Source organism: Bacillus sp. 41-22 (assembly GCF_025809295.1).
GTDB classification, from domain to species: Bacteria; Bacillota; Bacilli; order Bacillales; family Bacillaceae_G; genus Bacillus_A; species Bacillus_A mycoides.
In genome coordinates this window covers 2,967,528-2,985,667 of record NZ_CP084035.1, presented here as the reverse complement: position 1 = coordinate 2,985,667, position 18,140 = coordinate 2,967,528, and the positions used below count along the sequence as shown (strand labels likewise).

Sequence of the window (18,140 nt, the reverse complement as noted above, 5' to 3'; positions counted from 1 at the left end):
ATTAGAATATTTCAGATTGTTGAATGGTATACTTGGAAAATAGATTTAAGTAGATGGTTTTATAAAATCTCATATATAGCTAAAAAGAGTAACTCCATTTTGATCGCTTTTTTTCAAAATGGAGTTTTTGTATTTACTTTTAAATAAGGACTGAAGAGAGATTTTTAATCAATCTGTATTCTAAAGCTAAAACCGAGCATACATTATGCTCGGTTTTCAATAGGTAGTTTAAATGTAAAAGTACTGCCTTCTCCTAATTCACTTTCAACGGTAATTTCTCCTCCGTGTAGTTCTATAATCCATTTTACCATCGACAATCCTAAACCTGTGTTTCCATTGTTTGAAGAGGTTCGTGCTGCGTCAACTCGATAGAAGCGGTCCCATATTTTCGCAATATGTTGCTCGCTGATGCCTATGCCATTATCGGAGACTTTACCTATTATGTTGGTTTCATCCCGGAACAGTTGCATATTCACAGTGCCGTTCGCTTTGCTATAAGCAATCGCATTCGTTAGTAAATTCATTAATAAACGCATCATCAATGTTTGATCTGCTTTAATAAACAGGTCTTCCTCTATATGTGTTGTTATATTAATCGAAGCTTCTTGAACCATTAATGAAAGCTCTTCTACAACGATTTCCGTTAATTCACTCATATTGATACATTCAAATTGAAAAGTATTATGCTTTTCTTGGTCAACTCGTGCTAATAATAAGAGTTGCGAGATTAACGCGGACATTTTACGCGATTGCCTTAAAATTACTTCTAACGATTCTTCCATTTCTTTCGGATTATTCCTCTGCGATAAAGCGTATTCGCATTGCGAAATAATAACAGATGTTGGTGTTCTTAATTCATGAGATGCGTCAGATGTAAATTGTTTTTCACTTTCAAATGATGTCTCCAATCGCTCAAACATTTTGTCAAAGGTTTGTGCTAAATGATACATTTCGTCTTTCGATGACCCTTGTAAATTAATTCTCTTCGAAAGGTCTTTACCATCACCAATTTCACTGGCTGAATCACTCATTTGTTGCACAGGTCGAAACGCTCTTTGCGTAATAAAATATCCTCCCACTGCTGCAATGAGAATAAGTAATGGAAATGAGATGAGTGTTACCACAATAAGCGTATTCATGGTCGATGATAATTGATTCATGGTCATTATGCCACGAACCCAGACTTGCTCATCGCCGCCTACATTATGGAGAAAATCATATACTATCCATTCCTTATTACCGTCTTTAATGGTTTGTATTTCATCGGATTTAAGCGATACCTTTTTATTAAAGGTTGTTGGATTATGTCCTGCCAGCAGCTCACCTTGTTTACTATAAATGATGATATTTACTCCATCTTCTAAGGCTTCAAATTCATCGTCAATCTTTAACTGTCCATGCTTATATTCGATATCTTCAATGCTTTCTTTTACTGTGCTCTTCAATTGATTTTTCATATTAAAAAGCAAAACTTTATCTGAAGAAGTTAAAATAAAAGCTAACACGAGTGCCATAATAATTACAACTAGCCCCGTATACCATAGGGTCACTCTCATTTTTATTGATAGTCTTTTCATGATTCTACTCGCAATACGTAACCAGTTCCTCGTACTGTATGAATTAACTTCGTTTCAAACTGGCTATCAATTTTCTTGCGAAGATAGCGGACGTAAACATCAATAATATTCGAGCCACCTTCATAGTCGTAATTCCACACATGTTGCTCAATTTTATCTCGTGTCAACACAACTTCTTTATTACGAATCATATATTCTAAAATAGCAAATTCTTTACTGGAAAGATTGATAACTTGATCTCCTCTTGTTACTTTATGCATATTGCAATCCACCACTAGGTCAGCGATTTCAAACACATTAGATGTATTTCCTGTTTTTCTTCGCATCAACACTCGAATTCTTGCTAACAGCTCATCAAAAGCAAAGGGCTTTACTAAATAATCGTCCGCACCTAAGTCGAGTCCTGTTACGCGATCATCAATTGTATCTTTAGCTGTAAGAAGCAAGACAGGAGTTGTATTATTGTCCGCACGTAATCTTTGTAATACTTGTAAACCATCTATTCCGGGAATCATAATGTCAAGCACAATCAAATCGTAGGTAGCCATGCTTATATAATCCAAAGCATCTTCTCCATTCCCACATCCATCGACACTATAATATTCTGCATTTAATCTTTTTACCAATATATTTTGTAAGTCTTTTTCATCTTCGACAATAAGAACTCGCATTAACATTCTCCTTTTCTTCTTATTTATATGTATCACTATAATTCCGAAACATTAAAGAAAGATTAGAAACTATTTAATTATATCATTTTATCCCGCATTAACGGGCAGTAAGACTCCTACCTCAAAATTCGGCGAATGCGAGAGAGTTAGGTGGGAGCCCTGCTGCCCGTAAAAGCACGATTGGTGAGGGCTGATAATCAGTGGGGGATGGACAAAACCCCCACTGATTAAAGTTTCACTTTATTTTTTGGCACATTAATCTTCCTTTAATGTTTGTTCAGTAATATAAGGACATGGATAAGGTGCACATGTAAAGGGAGGAGAACATAATGGGAAAATGGATGATGATTGGAGCAATGTCTTGTTTATTCTTAACAGCTTGTTCTACTCAAGCTGATAACGATACAGAAATACAACAACTGAAAGTAGAAAACGATACATCACAAAAAGAAGGTACGCAACTACAACACGAACCACACAAAAAAGGGCCTGCTATGAATGATACTAAGCAAACACAAGATTTCAAAAACGAAGTCACATCTATTGTAGAAAAGGCAAATAATACGAAACCAGTTGGAGCAAAAGAAGATAACTTAAATACGTACTTAGCAGCAAAAAAAGAAATTGCCCAATTAGATGACAAGATAGATCTATCTGATGATCAGCTAGAAGCAGATTTTCACGCTGGAACGATAACTGTTGAACAATATCAAATACAAGAAAGAGAACAAGATATACTTGAAGATCAATTAGAGCAAGCAGAAAATGTACTTGAAGCAAGATTTGGAATAAATGATTAATTATTAAGGAGTGGATGGAAATGTTAAAACATAAAAAGAAAATAATTATAAGTGTAATTGCTATTTTAGTAATCGGTATCGCTATTGTTGGTGGATATTATGGTATGGGCTACAATTATGCAAAAAAGAATGAAAACTACACAGAGAAACAAGTTCGTGAAATTTCTTTAGCTCATACAAATGGAGAAATTATTAATGTGAAAAAAGAATTTGAATTAGAAGATGACAACTTAGCACAATCTAAATTTGAATATGAAGTGGAAATCAAGACACCTGAGAATCTATTAAATATTTTAAAGGTTAGTGCTAGAACAGGCACGATAGAAATCAATAATGAAGACTGAAGAAATATTGATAAATAAAATATCACGTATTTTAAAAAACTTCTAACAAAATTTGTTAGAAGTTTTTTCACGTTTATACTCTACTATTCTAAAAGGGTCCAGCTACATCGCTATCAAGTTAAGAAATACACTCATCTAAAAAACAAAAATATAGACTGTATTCATCATTTTCTACTCCTCACAAAATGATTGTTTCTTAATCTGGGTGAATTTTTAGGTTGAAGGTTACGGTTCTTCAAACCGTTGCTGCACTTGCGAAAAAAGGGGCCAAAATTCCGGCTCCTTTTTTTCGCTATTTGTGGGCAGTAAAACTTCCACCTCAAAATTCAGCTGGAACAAAGAAGTTAGGTGAGAGCCCTGCTGCCCGTAAACGCCCGATTGGCGAAGGCTAATAATCAGTGGGGATGGACAAAACCTCCCACTGATTAAAGTTTCACTTTATGAAGACCTAGTTAGTTTGGAAGTTTGAAAATGATGAGGTGATACAAGTGCAAACAGGAGTTATTTGTAAACAATGTAATAATGAATACAAACATCTAAAGCAATATGATAAAAGGTTGGTGGTCCTCCATGCCCATCAACCTTTTTATTATGAAGTAACACCTAAACGTATTATATTATTTTTTTTATTAACAGACATAAAAATAATTTGTTTTTATTGATAATTACCAAACACCATTGTAAAATGTTTGTATATATATAAACTAAATCGATTTTCGTTTGATTTTAAGAGGGGAGGTAGGAAGTGTTAATAATAATAAAATAATGGTTATATCACCTACAAAGAGCCGTAAAAAGAATGGAACCAGTACGGAAAAGATACTTTTGTGAAAAGTTCAAAAAATAATAATTATTTACTCTTGAAGAAAATTTACAACCATATGGAGAATAAGGTTATGCAAAAAAAGTCTTAAAAGGGGGACGGAATTATGGAACAAAGAAAGTTTTCAGTAACACCTCAAGATCGAATGAATTATGTATTAGGTCTTTATTCTGCAGATCAACAAATTAATGCAGTTCTTTATTTTCCTGTAGGTATATCAAAGGAAATACTTGAACAATCAGTAAGGATAACGTTACAATTGCAGCCGGTTTTGAACAGCCGGTTTGTAGAAAATGATATCCCTTACTGGGAGGAACATTCATCTGCCACTAACTCACCTATTTGCCTTTTTGCAGAAGGAAATAATCAAGAACTTGAAATAATGGCAATAGATTTTATTAAGGAACCCGGTGATCGTATTCAGGGGCCTATGGTTCAAACAAAATTATTACGAGGCACTACAACAGATATGTTAGTTGTGAAATTATCTCATCTATGTTCAGATGGCGCAGGGGTCAAGGAATATATTAATTTGCTTGGAGCAATTTATACTCAACTTTCCTTGGGACAATCTAAGAATCAAATTATGAAGGAATTTGGTGAGGGAAATGAGAGTTTTCGAGATCAATCACATGTATTCAAATATGCTGGAATATCGGACATAAAAAGCGCGTATCGTCCTAGCCAAGAACAACAAGCATCGTTATGGTCTTTTCCATCTCAACCCAACAAAAATAAATCCCCTCAAATGTCTGTACGGCGGTTGAGCCATGAGCAATCTCTACGTCTAACCCAATGGACAAAAGCACAACAGGCTACCTTGAATGATGTAATCATGACTGCCTACTTCCGAGCTTTATCACATTTCACTGTGTATGCAGAACCTCGCACCGCAGAAAAAATGATCGGTTTAACAATTGATTTACGTCGATATCTGCCTAATTATACAACTGGTGCTATTTGCAACTTATCCGGCATGGAAATGCCAGTGATTAAAATGGAGGATAATGAATCATTTAATCAGACTCTCGTTCGAATTAAACAATCAATGGATAAAATAAAGTCTCAAAATCCAGGTCTGTCTTCAGCAGCAGGAATGGAGCTACTGGCAGGTATGAAGCTATCTGTGGTGAAGGAAATGTATAATCAGCAATACGAGCAGGCTTTACAGATGGGGATGGCGTTGCCGTTACTGACAAATTTCGGGGTGATCGCTGATGAACCTATTCAGTTTGGTGAAGTTCAAGCTGAGGACGGGTATATGACATCACCCATTATGTATGCGCCATTCTTTTCAATGGGTGCAAGCTTTTATAATGGGAGACTTACATTTACGATTGGTTATCATACACCGGATACATCAAAAGAAGAGGTAGACAAATTTTTGGAAAGTGTTGTTAATCAACTATCATAAATAAAAGGGAATATAGAGCGGAAATTTCTAGCGGAATTGTATTTTAGGGGCTCGTCCCCATGTTCATCAAGCTAATATTTTGAAGTATCCCTAAAACGAAAATTTTATATCACTACAACAGTTATTTATGAGAATTCAGGTCATTTTTTTCGTTTTGGGGTATTCGCTTTTCTTAGCTTGATGGTTATGGGCGGTACCCCAGTAAAGAAAGAAATAGGGAAAACACCCTATTTCTTTTTATTTCTATGAAAAAATATAATTATTAAGCCGAAAGTAACGATAATAATTAGAAGTAACAAGTGTATAAGTGCATCAGTTTTTCCATTTAATAAAGACTTTATAAAGAAATCCCATTCTGTTTCATAGGGGGCTCTGCCCAATTTCGTTGCAGTCCTACATACATTCCATTTAAGAAAAAGACGATACTTAATAGAATCCTTCCAATAAATACGGCAACTACTTTTATATTCCAATGCTTTATCATGATTACATACAGGATTGGGAATAGTATAAGTATCCAAAAAACAATAATATAGATTGTATTTATCATTCCTTACTCCTAACAAAATGATTGTTTTTTAATCTAGGTGAGTCTTCAGGTTGAAGGGGTTTTTAATACTGTCTACTTGACAGGGATAAGACCAAATTCCGGCTCTTTTTTATCCCACAAAAGCCCGATTGGTGTGGGATAAAAAAGGAGGAATGGACACCCACCTGATTAAAGTTTCAATTTATCTCTCCGTCTCAAAAAACTCAATCCACTCTCCGTCAGGGCCAGCGAAGAATATGTAACGTGTTCCATCTGGTAATGTTTCAATTTCTTCTCCTAGTAGAAAGGTTACTTTGTGTTTCTTTAGTCTTTCGATTTCATCCTCTAATGAATCCACTTTAAAGCAAATGTGATGTACTTTTCCTTCTGCCGGAAGAGAAGAGTTGTAGCCTTCAATGAGTTCAAGTATTGTTTCCTTCGATTCTTCTACACCTAAAAAAGCGAGTTTTAAGTCTGGATTCGGGTGCCCCATACGTTTAATGAGCTGTAAGCCGACTACTTCTTCATAAAATGAAATAGATGTTTCTAAGTTTGCAACCATAAGTCCAACGTGTTCGATTCTTCTAACTGGCATGTAGATTCCTTCTTTCTGAAAATTATATACAATATATTATTGAAAATTAAGAAAATAAGCAAGATAAAAACCTTACAAATTTTAGCGTGTTATATGGTATAGTGAGAAAGTATGTTTGGGGAGAAGGAAGGAGATTATACGATGAATACAACTACTCAAACTCCTTCATTATCGGAAACAATGAAAGAGTGGCATTATGCGTTAGCATATGAAATTAAACATTGGAAAACGATAGGTGGTAGTAAAATCTCTATCATTAACGGTCGTTTTTTATATACAGATTATGAAAGTACAGTATACGTATTTCAGCTTATTTCGGAAGTAAGCTTACCTGAAGGTTCACCAATTCGAATTGAGTTCGATGGTGAGGAAGCGACAGGGGAAGTATTATCTGTACATGGATTAGAAATCGAATTGAAGTTAAATGATTATATACAAGGCGAAATACGAGAAGCCGTTTTATACAGTGAACCGTGGCAATTGTTAGAGCAACTGCAAGAGAGATTGAAAGAAGCTCATAAAGATAAGCTGAAACGTAATCGTATAAAGCGTCTTGTTGATGGGACGAGCAGTCCGAAACATATTGAAAAGATGAAAAATACGAAAAATGAATTGGCGTATCGTTCTTTTTACAATCCAACAACGTACGTGTGGGGACCACCGGGAACAGGGAAGTCTTACAATTTATCGCGTATTATTTCTGCTCATTATCAAAAAGGAAAATCGGTACTTGTGTTAGCTCATAGTAATGCGGCAGTAGACGTATTAATGAGTGAAGTAACGAAGCAAATTGAGAAGAAGAAGAAATGGACGCCTGGAGAAATTGTTCGTTACGGTTATAGTCAACATGAACATATACGAAATCATGAAACGTTACTTGCATCGAAGTTAGTTGAAACGACGAATGGATCTTGGGGAGAAGAAAGACTCTATTTAGAAGAGACACGACAAGATCTTCGTGAAAAGATTTTATCATATAAAGCGACTTCTGCTGATAAGAAGCGTATACAAGAGATTGAAAGTGATCTTCGAAAGCAAAAAGCGAAAATTAAAGAAGTAGAAAAAGAATACATTGAAAATGCGAAAGTAATCGGTGCGACTTTATCGAAATGTGCAATTGATTCACTTATTTATGAGCGTACATTTGATTTAGTTGTCGTAGATGAAGTAAGTATGGCTTATGTTCCGCAAATCGCATTAGCTGCTTCACTTGGGAAACGTATTGTCGTTTGTGGTGACTTTTTACAGTTACCTCCGATTGCGATGGCGAACCATGAACTCGTTCGCAAATGGCTCGGTGAAGATATGTTTTATCATGCAGGGATTGTTGATTCTGTAAATAAATCAGAAGCACATCCGAACCTTTTTATGCTGCAGGAGCAAAGACGTATGCATACGGATATATCGAAGTTTACGAATTCATTTATTTATAAAAATAGAGTGTACGATCATCCATCTGTTTCAGAGCGTAAAGAACTTGCGAAACTGCAACCGTTCGCAAATGAGGCGAGTGTTTTATTTGATACGAGCTTAATGGGAGCCTTTTCTTTAAAAGACGCTGCTTCCGGTTCTCGTTTTAATATTATGTCTGGTTTAGTAGCGATGCAAATGATGTTAATTGGATTGTTAGACGGTGTTCAATCTATCGGTGTAGTTACGCCTTACAGGGCACAGTCCCGCTTTTTATCAACGTGCATTAGAGAAATGTTGCAGAAAACGAAATATCAAAACATACCAGTTTTAGCGGCGACAGTTCATAAGTTTCAAGGGTCTGAAAGAGATATGATGATTTTTGATACGGTAGATAGTTATCCGCAAGAACGACCTGGCGTGTTATTCTTTGACCATAAAAATCATCGCCTCGTCAACGTTGCAGTTACGAGAGCGAGAGGGAAGTTCATTCAATTATCAGATTGCCACTACATGCGTAAAAATCTTTCGAGAAAACAAGCGTTATCACAATTAACAGCTCATATAGAACGTCACGGAGATGTATATGATCGCACGACATCAAGACAATTGTGGGAGCGGAAAATTTCGAAACGTTTACGCTGGTTTATGGAAATGAATCTTGAAGAGCCGAAAGGGTTATTGAAAGATATTTTAGCCGCAAAACGAAAAATTATTATTTCACTTCCAAGTACAAAGCAAGTAGATAAACGAGTCTGGCAAGCGTTAATGCGTACAAATGCGCAAATAACAGTGTATAGTGATGGACCAGTTCCGTTAAAAAATGTAAAGTTACAAAGACAAAATAAAGCATTCCCGTTTATCGTAATCGATGATGAAATCTTTTGGGCAGGAGCACCTCTTACATCTCAAATGATGTTTGAAGGTAGTATGGAATTTCCGTACATATGTGCAAGATTACAAGCACCTGAAACAATTGGTGTATTAAAAGGATTTTTAGATATTCGGTAAATTCGGATAGGAATTCCTTGACTTTTACTTGGAATAAACTTAGAATAAAAATAATTTAATACAATTTTATGAAAATTCTTATCACGAGAGGTTGAGGGACTGGCCCTATGACACCTCGGCAGCGGATTCTTTATGAATACTGTGCCAATTCCAGCAAGGTAACTTGAAAGATAAGAAAGAAGCTCATTTTGACTGTATATACAGAAGCCTCTTTCTATCTTTTAGAAAGAGGCTTTTTTACGTGAAAATAAAAGGAGGAAGAAAAATGGGAGCGACAGGAGTAACGTCACAAAGAAAAACAATTGAAGAGAGTATAGAAAGAAATAAGGAAAAGTACATAGAAACAAGTCATAATATTCATGCGAATCCGGAGATTGGTAACCAAGAATTTTACGCATCAAGAACGTTAAGTTTGTTGTTAGGAAGCGCAGGATTTCAGTTGCAGCACAATATAGCTGGTCATGAAACAGGATTTATCGCGCGGAAAAGTTCCGGGAAACAAGGACCAGTTATCGCATTTTTAGCTGAGTATGACGCTTTACCAGGACTCGGTCATGCGTGTGGTCACAATTTAATCGGAACAATTAGCGTTGCAGCAGCGATCGCGTTATCAGAAACGCTTGAGGAAATCGGCGGAGAAGTTGTCGTGTTCGGAACACCAGCAGAAGAGGGCGGGCCAAATGGTAGCGCAAAATCGAGTTATGTGAAAGCTGGCTTATTTAAAAACATTGATGCGGCGCTTATGATTCATCCGAGCGGAAAAACAGCTCCAACGAGTCCATCACTAGCGGTCGATCCACTTGATTTTCATTTTTACGGAAAAACAGCTCATGCAGCGGCCTCACCAGAAGAAGGAATTAACGCATTAGATGCGATTATCCAGCTTTATAACGGTATTAATGCACTTCGCCAACAACTTCCGTCAGATGTGAGAATTCATGGTGTTATTACTGAGGGCGGAAAAGCACCTAATATTATTCCTGACTACGCCGCAGCAAGGTTCTTCATCCGCGCAGCAACGAGAAAAAGATGTGCGGAAGTAACAGAGAAAGTAAGAAACATCGCACAAGGAGCAGCGTTAGCAACAGGTACAAAAGTAAAAATTCATCAATTCCAAAATGAAATCGATGAACTACTCGTAACAAAAACATTTAATGACGTTGTAGCGGAAGAGTTAGAACTACTAGGTGAAGATGTAAACCGTAAAGAAAGAGTAGGAATTGGCTCAACAGATGCAGGAAATGTAAGCCAAGTCGTACCGACAATTCATCCGTACATTAAAATCGGTCCAGATGACTTAATTGCACATACGAATGAATTTAGAGAAGCGGCACGTTCAGAATTAGGAGATAAAGCGCTAATTACATCCGCAAAAGCACTAGCAAATACGGCGTATCGATTAATTACAGAAGAAGGTTTGTTAGAAAAGGTGAAGGAGGAGTTTAGGGAGGAGCAGAGGAATCAGGGGTAGGTGGTTAAAATACAGTTGAGTGTTCTCTTTTCGAAGAGAAATCTGATTAATAAGTGAAAATGCAATAAAAAAGAACATTGATTTTTCAATGTTCTTTTTTATTTACTAATCATTTATTTCTTCGTTATTTTGATAACAAATTTCTTCAGCAATTTCTTGGATGCGATCTAGTTTAATACCATCTTTTTGTTCAATAGATAATGGATGGTCTGTTAGTTCGAGTTGAATATAAGGTTTGTAACCGATTTCTCTAGTATGAACCATTGTTTTTAAACTTACTGTATCTGGATAACAAGGAAGTTGGGTAGATAACCAACCAAACATTGGCTCTAATTCGTTTTCTCTTCCTTTCGTTTCCCAGTAATCAAGCGTCTTTTGGAAGTTTGTTTCACTTAAAGATACCCATACATCCCATATAAAAGGTCCCTCTCCATCTAAAACTGGAATTTCAATACAACCTTTCATAAAGAAATATTCATCATCAATTACACATAGATCTTCATCCATTTCAACTCGACTCTCTAGCTCTTCTTCAGGGATATAGTAAAAATAATCGGGAGCCTCATTCCCATAACATATAGGGAGTTCATCGTGAAATACTCCGCAAAATTTACAAACATAGCCTATTTTTTCGTTCATTAATTTTCTCCTAACCATCTATAACAATTGTGTTTGATCATTTGATTTTAAATAGATTATATCATTTGTTTTTTTGATTTCTCTCACAAAGAAGCAACTTTTAATGTTAGCGGAGGTTAATACGTATCCTTTTATCAGAACGACAATTTCTCTTCAAATTCACTCTTTAAAACAATTAAAGGAGATGATAATCCAAATTGCATTAAAGAGTCTAAAAATGCAGCGAGAGAATCCATCGAATCGCTCATGACTTTCATCATATAATTAAATTCCCCGCTAATTCGATATAAATCTGTTACTTCAGGAGCGGCATTACAATATTGGATAAAATCAGAGCATTGACTCGTTTTGAACATAATGAATGCTTGGATGTTTTTATTAATTTTGGAAGGCTCAAATTTCGTTCGGTAAGCAGCTATAACCCCTTGATCTTCAAGCTTGTTAATGCGTTCTTTTACAGCAGGCTGCGTCATGGATATAATACGTCCTATTTCTGAAACAGAAATTCTCGCATTTTCATACAACAAGTTCATAATTTTATGGTCAATTTCATCTAGTTTTACTGCGTTTTGCATTGGATAGCCCCCCTTTTTATTTTCTAAAGTAAATCGTAAATTATAACTATAATATCATAAGTGAAGGAACTAAATTACCTATAAATCTATATTTAAAATTATTAGTATTTGCTTAAAAATATAAGTATAGGATTTATCAAACGAAAATTTAGGAAGGGTGGAAAAAATGAAGAATCTTGATGGGAAAGTAGCGTTAGTAACAGGGGCGAGTCGCGGTATTGGTCGTGCGATTGCGATGAGATTGGCAAACGACGGTGCATTAGTTGCAATTCACTATGGCCGAAATAAAGCAGCTGCAGATGAAACAATTAGTGAGATTGAATCAAATGGAGGAAAGGCATTCTTAATTGAAGCGGATTTCAATTCAATTGATGGTGTCAAAAAGATAGTAGAACAATTGAAGAATGAATTACAAATAAGAGTTGGTACATCAGAGATTGATATTTTAGTAAACAATGCAGGGATAGGTACACAAGGAACAATTGAAAATACGACAGAAGAAGTTTTTGATGAAATTATGTCTGTAAATATTAAAGCACCGTTCTTCTTAATTCAGCAAACATTACCGTTATTACGAGCGGAGGGACGAGTTATTAACATTTCATCAGCTGAAGTAAGACTTGGTTTTGCAGGGTCCATTGCATACGGTTTAAGTAAAGGTGCACTAAATACGATGACACTTCCTCTAGCTAAACATCTTGGAGAAAGAGGTATAACAGTGAATACAATTATGCCTGGATATACGAAGACAGATATAAATGCGAAATTGCTAGATAATCCGGAAATACGAAATTTTGCTACGAATTCATCTGTGTTCGGACGAATAGGGCAAGTTGAAGATATTGCAGATGTAGTAGCATTCCTTGCTTCTTCTGATAGCCGCTGGGTAACAGGGCAAATTTTAGATGTTTCTGGAGGATTTTGTTTATAGGGGCACTACTTCATACCCATCAAGCTAATATTTTCATATCCCCCTAAATTAAAATTTTCTTTCTCTACAGATAGCTATTTTGAGAAGCCGCTCATTTTTTCGTTTTGGGGGCATTTCTTTTTCTTAAGTTGATGGGTATGTATGGTGACCCCTATTAGACGATAGTGAATTAACAATTTCGGGGTTCAGTTCCACTTTATTCAAAATAAGATTTTTTTGCAGTAAAATCAATGTTAGTGGAACTTTTTTAATCAAACTTTTTTCTAAATTAACATAAATCCTTGCAACATTTAAATTAGTACTATATAGTTCTAGTTATGACAAAGGTAAAATTAATGAATCAAAAACGTGTGATTGAAGTAGCTGCAACATTATTTTTAGAAAAAGGGTTTGCTTATACAAGTATGGATGAATTAGTACGTGTAAGCAAAGTTTCAAAGTCTAATGTGTATTATCACTTTTCTAATAAGGAAGTATTATTAGAAGGGGTCGTTGATTATTGGATTGGAATGTATCAATCTGCAATTGATGACGTACTTTCTCAGAACCAATTTTTAGTTGAAGATCGTATCCAACTGTTTTTAAAGCAATTATCACAAGGAGTTCAGTCGAGAGAGTATAAGGGGAGCTGTCCATTTATTACTCTTTATATTCAAAGTCCTACACAGGCCACGCAAATAAAAGAAAAAATAGGTCTTTTTTTTACAGAATTACAAAAGAAAGTTTCTCTATTACTTAAACAAGGGGTAGAGAATGGAGAATTCAGAAATACGATTAATATTGATGAGGTTGCATCACTTTTTATTACAAATCTTGAAGGAGCGTTATTTATTTCAGAAACATTGAAGGATGCAACTGTAATCACGAAAACAGCAGATCATTTATTTAACTTGCTTCGATAAAAGAAGCTTTTTTTTTACATCAAATTAGTACTAAATAGTACTAAAAAGGGGATTTTATATGAGAACAGTATTTTTAATTGGTGGAACAGGCTTTATTGGAAAGCAATTAGTGAAAGAATTAGCTAAAGAGGATGTTAAAATTCTTCTTTTAGTGAGGTCGAAAAGTAAAGCAAAACGCATTTTTCAAGAAAGAGGCATCTTAAAAAAGGCAGTTATGCACTTTATTGAAGGTGATTTGACGGAAATAGATTTAGGTCTAAGTGCTGAAGATAAGGAGAGGATATTGAAAACGGATGTGATTATTCACGCAGGAGGCCCCATGGATATTCAAGTGACAAGTAAAGAGGCAGCTTCCGTATTTTTAAATGGCGCCAAACATATTAGTGAATTAGCTAAAAGTATTCATCAATTGAAGGGCTTGCAACAATTTATTCATGTTGTAGGTTATATGAGTCCCTTTGATGATAAAAATAGCAAGATTGCAATTGATGTGTTTAAAGAAGGACACAATTATTTGAAAATGAAAAATCCATATGAGAGAACAAAATTTTTAGCAGATCTTTATATCCGTCACCAGGCATCAGCAGTAGGTTATCCGCTTTCTGTAATTAATCCGCCAACTGTAGTCGGTAGTAGTAAAACAGGGAGTACAGAGCAGATAGCAGGATTAGGTTTGCTTGTGATGAGTATGCGAAGAGGGCTCATGCCAGTGATTCCTGGAGGTAAGGGATATAGGTTACCATTTATTGCAAACGATGAGCTTGCGAAGTTTATTGTGCAGGTTTTCAGATTGGAGCAACCGACTATTCAAACATATACACTTGTTGAAGACAAACAGCACGATCAGAACATTGCTGAATTATTAAGTATTATGTCGGAAAGTATGAATATGAGGGCACCAAAAATCTCTGTCCCAATGCCACTTATGAAAGCAATTATGAATAGTGGAGTCAGTAAAATAACAAAAATCCCTTCGGATGGACTGAATTTTATTACAAAACGAAAATTTTCAAATGTTTCAGCGAAAAAAATTATGGGAGGAGATTGGTTTAAGAAGACGAGTGTAATGAAATTTTTCCCTGCCGTAGTAGCTGATTTGGATTATCGAATGATGCATCAAAATGGCCAGCATAATCATTTATTTAAACGAACATTATGCGATAACACTACCCTTTACCAATTACAAGGAGAGGGTAAACCGTTTATTTTATTACATGGTTTATTGAGTGATGGAGAGGATTTATTTCCTTTAGCACAAGAGCTTCATGAAAAAACTGGTCAACCTGTATGGATCTTGGATCTTCCAGGTTTGGGACGTTCTCCTTTTAAACAAGAGAAAAATCTTCTAGATATCTATTTGAATGTAGTGAAAAAGTTATTGGAGAAAGCTACTAATGGTGCACATCTAATTGGCCATTCATTCGGTGCGTTTATTCTTCTGGAAGCATTGGTACAAGAGTACATAGATAAGAAGTATTCAATCACTTTACTTCAGCCACCTGTTGCTAAAAAAAATGCTAAATCGCTAAATGTTCCCCAATTTATGAACAAATGGGCATTAAAATTGGCAACTACTAATTTGATAGAGCGTTATTTATTAAGTAATGGTTTGTTTGAAAGTATGGAGAGCATCCCTGAACATTATATCGAAAAAATAAGTAACAGTTTTACTTCTCCTAGAATTTTAAATACTACGGTTCAGCTTAACAGTTTACTACTGAAAAACGATCAAGGTGATTTCAATGAAGTAACAAAGTATAATCTTCACATTATTTGGGGGGATTATGACAGAGGCTATTCTGCTCCATCGCATCTTGGTAAGGTTGATTTTGTTCCATATGGCCATCATTTTCCTCTTAGCCATCCGAGTGAAACGGCAACATTAGTAATAAAAAATAGTAATACTAGCAGATGAGTGTGTGGGATAAACAGTGTGTAGTAAGATCGTTGTGTCTTTGAAATAAAATCGTACTGTTAGGGGTCCCACCCCATACCTATCAAGCTATACTTCTGAAATATCCCCAAAACGAAAATTTCATCCTTTCATAGTTGTCCATAGGATCTTAGGTCGATTTTCATTTTTGAGAAGAATACATTTCTCAAGTTGATGGCAATATGGGGGGGGAATAGTGTTACGATGTTTATAAAAAAGTAGTTAGACTAGTGTGTTTTACTCCGATTCATTTCAAAATATAATTGAAAATCCATCTTTAAATTAAAAAAGAAGGTGTTACCTTTATATATTAATAACTTCGAAATATTGTATAATAGGTAATTTTTATGCATTATTGATTAGCATTGCTTATTGTGCTAACGAATCAGGATAGTGTGGCGACCGACAAACTAAATAGTTGCTTATCCTCAATTATTAGAAGGAAAGTTCTATCATTTCGAGAATTTATTAGACATAGACGAGTGCTATAATTTTCTATATCTACATATAAGAGGTGACTACGCATGAATCAAAGACCGTCAGAAGAAGAATACGCCGGGGACTCCGGCGAATATATCCGTTTGGTGCCGGACGGTAATATCATCGACATTCTGCTCGCCCAGGAAAAGCAAATGATCGAGCTCCTGGCATCGTTGACCGAAAGTCAGTACGCGTATCGGTATGCGGAAGGAAAATGGACGCTGAAAGAAGTCGTGGGCCACATTGCAGACGCGGAACGCGTCATGACCTACCGCCTGCTTCGGTTCGCAAGAGGGGACCAGACGTCTCTGACTGGTTTCGATCAGGAATTGTTCATGCCTCCTTTCGGAAGCTGGACAACCGAGCAATTGGCCGAAGACTACCGGGCCGTACGGCAATCAACGATCACATTGCTGCGCGGGCTACCGGCGGAGGCGTGGACCCGAAAGGGCACAGCCAACAACCTAAGCATTACGGTGCGCGCCCTCGCGTACGGCATCGCAGGACACGAACTTCATCACATGGGGGTCATCCGAAATCAGTACTTGAGTTAATCGTTTGCTGAGGCCTTTGGAATGGAACTAACGGGGGATTTTAACAAAATAAGGAATACAATTAAACACCCTAAGCGGCTTTAGTTCTATATTCCATGGAGCTGAGGCTGTTTAAACATTTTTGGAATCGGTCTAATTTTAAAACTGAATGTACTCGTCTATCGCTTGATTTAGTTCCACAAACGTATCGTATTTATGTAAAAGCAGGCTTATTTAAAGATATTGATGCGGCGCGTTCAGAATTAGGAGATAAAGCGTTACTTGCATCTGCAAAAGCACTAGTAAATACGGTGTATCGATTAATTGTGGAAGAAGGGCTGTTAGAGAGGCACAGAGAAATCAGGGATAGGTGATTAAAAGGAGTGGCTTTAGCCACTCCTTTTTTATGAGTTTTTTAGGAAAGAACATACTGATTAATTTAGGAATTTCAAAATAAAAATATCTTTTTTTCTATTCTATGTATAATGAAAATATGGGATATTTTGTGATTTTAGCAAATATAAAAATGGTATCAATATAAATGGAAGTTTGATCCTACAGTAGAAGGAATGCTTCGAATGCTAGATAAAATTCATAAAGAGTTTTATAAAGTAAAGGATGGGTTATTAGAAGTATTACGTGGAAAAGAATGTCCAATTTTCTTCACATTTAAAGATTTAAATAACATTGGATCAGGTGAAGAATTATATATTAAAATGAATGCCCGTGGCCGAGCTTTAAGCGATTTTGAAAATTTTAAAGCGCAATTTGAACAACTATTAGAAGTACTAGATTATAACGATAAGGCAAAAGAATTTTCTTTTACATTAGATAGAGAATGGACAGATTTCTTATGGCCTTATTTAGATGATTCGAAGACATTAGATAAACCATTTCTGAGATTATTTAATTTCATTTCTTCGAGCAAAATCTCAAGGATAGGTACAGTTGCGCCTAATACGTTTAATAAAGATTATACTAATTTTAAAGAATTGAGAACCATTTACAAAGAGGAAGAAAATGTTACGTTTCTTTTTGACATCTTTACGATATGGAAAGATGCAGAACAGATTGAAAGCGAGTTTTCTTCTATACACGAACAAATTCATTTATTTACAGATGAAAGAAATTACTTTAAAGCATTTAAACGCCAGTTAGGGTAAGTACACCATCGGTTTGGTGTCTCGTGGCAACTGAATCTTCCAAAATAAAATATATGTTTAGAAAAGCGTGGGAAGATTTTCCGCGCTTTAATTATTTGTCATGTAACTCAAATTTTAAAATTGAAAGTCAACTTTTTATCCCGCATTAACGGAAAGCAAACCCCGATTGGTTCAACAAACCATCAGTGTTGAAGAAAGTCGCCACTGACGGAAGCTTCACTTTAGCAGTATGGTCAAGATAGCAACAATTCTTACGAAAACAGCGTATATTTCATATCTAAAATATAGTGACTTTTCCTTTTTTAAATTATATAATTTAAATATTGTTTTATTTTAAAT

At 35.6% G+C, this 18,140-nt stretch carries 16 protein-coding genes, 2 pseudogenes and 1 riboswitch; of the genes and pseudogenes, 12 read left to right on the top strand and 6 right to left on the bottom strand.

The annotated features are described in order from the left end of the window. Nucleotides 1-203: 203 nt before the first annotated feature. Nucleotides 204-1,577: a sensor histidine kinase gene (locus LCF45_RS15300; RefSeq protein ID WP_016127240.1), complete on the bottom strand. Its 1,374-nt coding sequence runs from the start codon at nt 1,575-1,577 to the stop codon at nt 204-206. Continuing rightward, on the bottom strand, nt 1,574-2,248 hold the full coding sequence (locus LCF45_RS15295; protein WP_002128055.1) for a response regulator transcription factor: 675 nt from the start codon (nt 2,246-2,248) through the stop codon (nt 1,574-1,576). Before LCF45_RS15295 ends, LCF45_RS15300 begins: the two co-directional genes overlap by 4 nt. Nucleotides 2,249-2,577: 329 nt before the next feature. On the opposite strand from LCF45_RS15295, the gene LCF45_RS15290 reads away from it, so the two are divergent. The 4 genes from LCF45_RS15290 (at nt 2,578) to LCF45_RS15275 (ending at nt 5,629) form a co-directional block, all read left to right on the top strand. Next, complete coding sequence (locus LCF45_RS15290) at nt 2,578-3,048, top strand: hypothetical protein (RefSeq protein ID WP_263892930.1); 471 nt, start codon at nt 2,578-2,580, stop codon at nt 3,046-3,048. 20 nt (nt 3,049-3,068) lie between these two features. Further along, nucleotides 3,069-3,392, top strand: coding sequence for a PepSY domain-containing protein (locus LCF45_RS15285; protein WP_016127237.1), 324 nt, complete (start codon nt 3,069-3,071; stop codon nt 3,390-3,392). A gap of 218 nt (nt 3,393-3,610) precedes the next feature. Further along, nucleotides 3,611-3,784 carry an S-layer homology domain-containing protein gene (locus tag LCF45_RS15280; RefSeq protein WP_155727862.1) on the top strand — a complete coding sequence of 58 codons (174 nt, stop codon included), beginning with the start codon at nt 3,611-3,613 and terminating at the stop codon, nt 3,782-3,784. 537 nt (nt 3,785-4,321) lie between these two features. Continuing rightward, nucleotides 4,322-5,629: a condensation domain-containing protein gene (locus LCF45_RS15275; protein ID WP_002165467.1), complete on the top strand. Its 1,308-nt coding sequence runs from the start codon at nt 4,322-4,324 to the stop codon at nt 5,627-5,629. Between the two features lie 227 nt (nt 5,630-5,856). Here LCF45_RS15275 and LCF45_RS15270 read toward each other — a convergent pair. Next, nucleotides 5,857-6,179 (bottom strand): annotated as a pseudogene (locus tag LCF45_RS15270) (hypothetical protein). Between the two features lie 181 nt (nt 6,180-6,360). Continuing rightward, complete coding sequence (locus tag LCF45_RS15265) at nt 6,361-6,753, bottom strand: VOC family protein (RefSeq protein WP_002185477.1); 393 nt, start codon at nt 6,751-6,753, stop codon at nt 6,361-6,363. A 111-nt stretch (nt 6,754-6,864) separates the two neighbouring features. Between LCF45_RS15265 and LCF45_RS15260 the strand changes: the two genes are divergently transcribed. Beyond that, complete coding sequence (locus LCF45_RS15260; protein WP_002128050.1) at nt 6,865-9,174, top strand: AAA domain-containing protein; 2,310 nt, start codon at nt 6,865-6,867, stop codon at nt 9,172-9,174. 75 nt (nt 9,175-9,249) lie between these two features. Continuing rightward, nucleotides 9,250-9,351, top strand: a riboswitch (SAM riboswitch). An 88-nt stretch (nt 9,352-9,439) separates the two neighbouring features. Further along, the gene (locus LCF45_RS15255; RefSeq protein ID WP_199626819.1) at nt 9,440-10,645 is read left to right on the top strand and encodes a M20 family metallopeptidase; all 1,206 of its coding nucleotides are present in this window, start codon (nt 9,440-9,442) and stop codon (nt 10,643-10,645) included. Nucleotides 10,646-10,750: 105 nt separating this feature from the next. Here LCF45_RS15255 and LCF45_RS15250 read toward each other — a convergent pair whose 3' ends face one another. After that, nucleotides 10,751-11,284 (bottom strand): DUF2199 domain-containing protein, encoded by a 534-nt coding sequence (locus LCF45_RS15250; RefSeq protein ID WP_002128048.1) that lies wholly within the window; start codon nt 11,282-11,284, stop codon nt 10,751-10,753. Between the two features lie 134 nt (nt 11,285-11,418). Then, entirely contained in the window at nt 11,419-11,859 is a 441-nt protein-coding gene (locus tag LCF45_RS15245) for an Lrp/AsnC family transcriptional regulator (protein WP_001178569.1), read from the bottom strand. 166 nt (nt 11,860-12,025) lie between these two features. Here LCF45_RS15245 and LCF45_RS15240 point away from each other — a divergent pair, with 166 nt between their 5' ends. The 6 genes and pseudogenes from LCF45_RS15240 to LCF45_RS15215 all read left to right on the top strand — a co-directional run bounded on the left by LCF45_RS15240 (nt 12,026) and on the right by LCF45_RS15215 (nt 17,801). Continuing rightward, on the top strand, nt 12,026-12,790 hold the full coding sequence (locus tag LCF45_RS15240) for an SDR family oxidoreductase (RefSeq protein WP_002168061.1): 765 nt from the start codon (nt 12,026-12,028) through the stop codon (nt 12,788-12,790). Nucleotides 12,791-13,125: 335 nt separating this feature from the next. Continuing rightward, entirely contained in the window at nt 13,126-13,692 is a 567-nt protein-coding gene (locus LCF45_RS15235) for a TetR/AcrR family transcriptional regulator (protein ID WP_002128043.1), read from the top strand. Nucleotides 13,693-13,750: 58 nt separating this feature from the next. Further along, nucleotides 13,751-15,607, top strand: a complete 1,857-nt coding sequence (locus LCF45_RS15230) for an alpha/beta fold hydrolase (RefSeq protein WP_263892920.1) — start codon at nt 13,751-13,753, stop codon at nt 15,605-15,607. A 542-nt stretch (nt 15,608-16,149) separates the two neighbouring features. Beyond that, nucleotides 16,150-16,659 carry a DinB family protein gene (locus LCF45_RS15225; protein ID WP_003190006.1) on the top strand — a complete coding sequence of 170 codons (510 nt, stop codon included), beginning with the start codon at nt 16,150-16,152 and terminating at the stop codon, nt 16,657-16,659. 224 nt (nt 16,660-16,883) lie between these two features. Then, a pseudogene (locus LCF45_RS27165) lies at nt 16,884-17,012 on the top strand (amidohydrolase); the annotation flags it as partial. Nucleotides 17,013-17,216: 204 nt separating this feature from the next. After that, a complete protein-coding gene (locus LCF45_RS15215; RefSeq protein WP_050000579.1) occupies nt 17,217-17,801 on the top strand; it encodes a hypothetical protein in 585 nt (194 codons plus the stop codon). Nucleotides 17,802-18,140 lie beyond the last annotated feature (339 nt).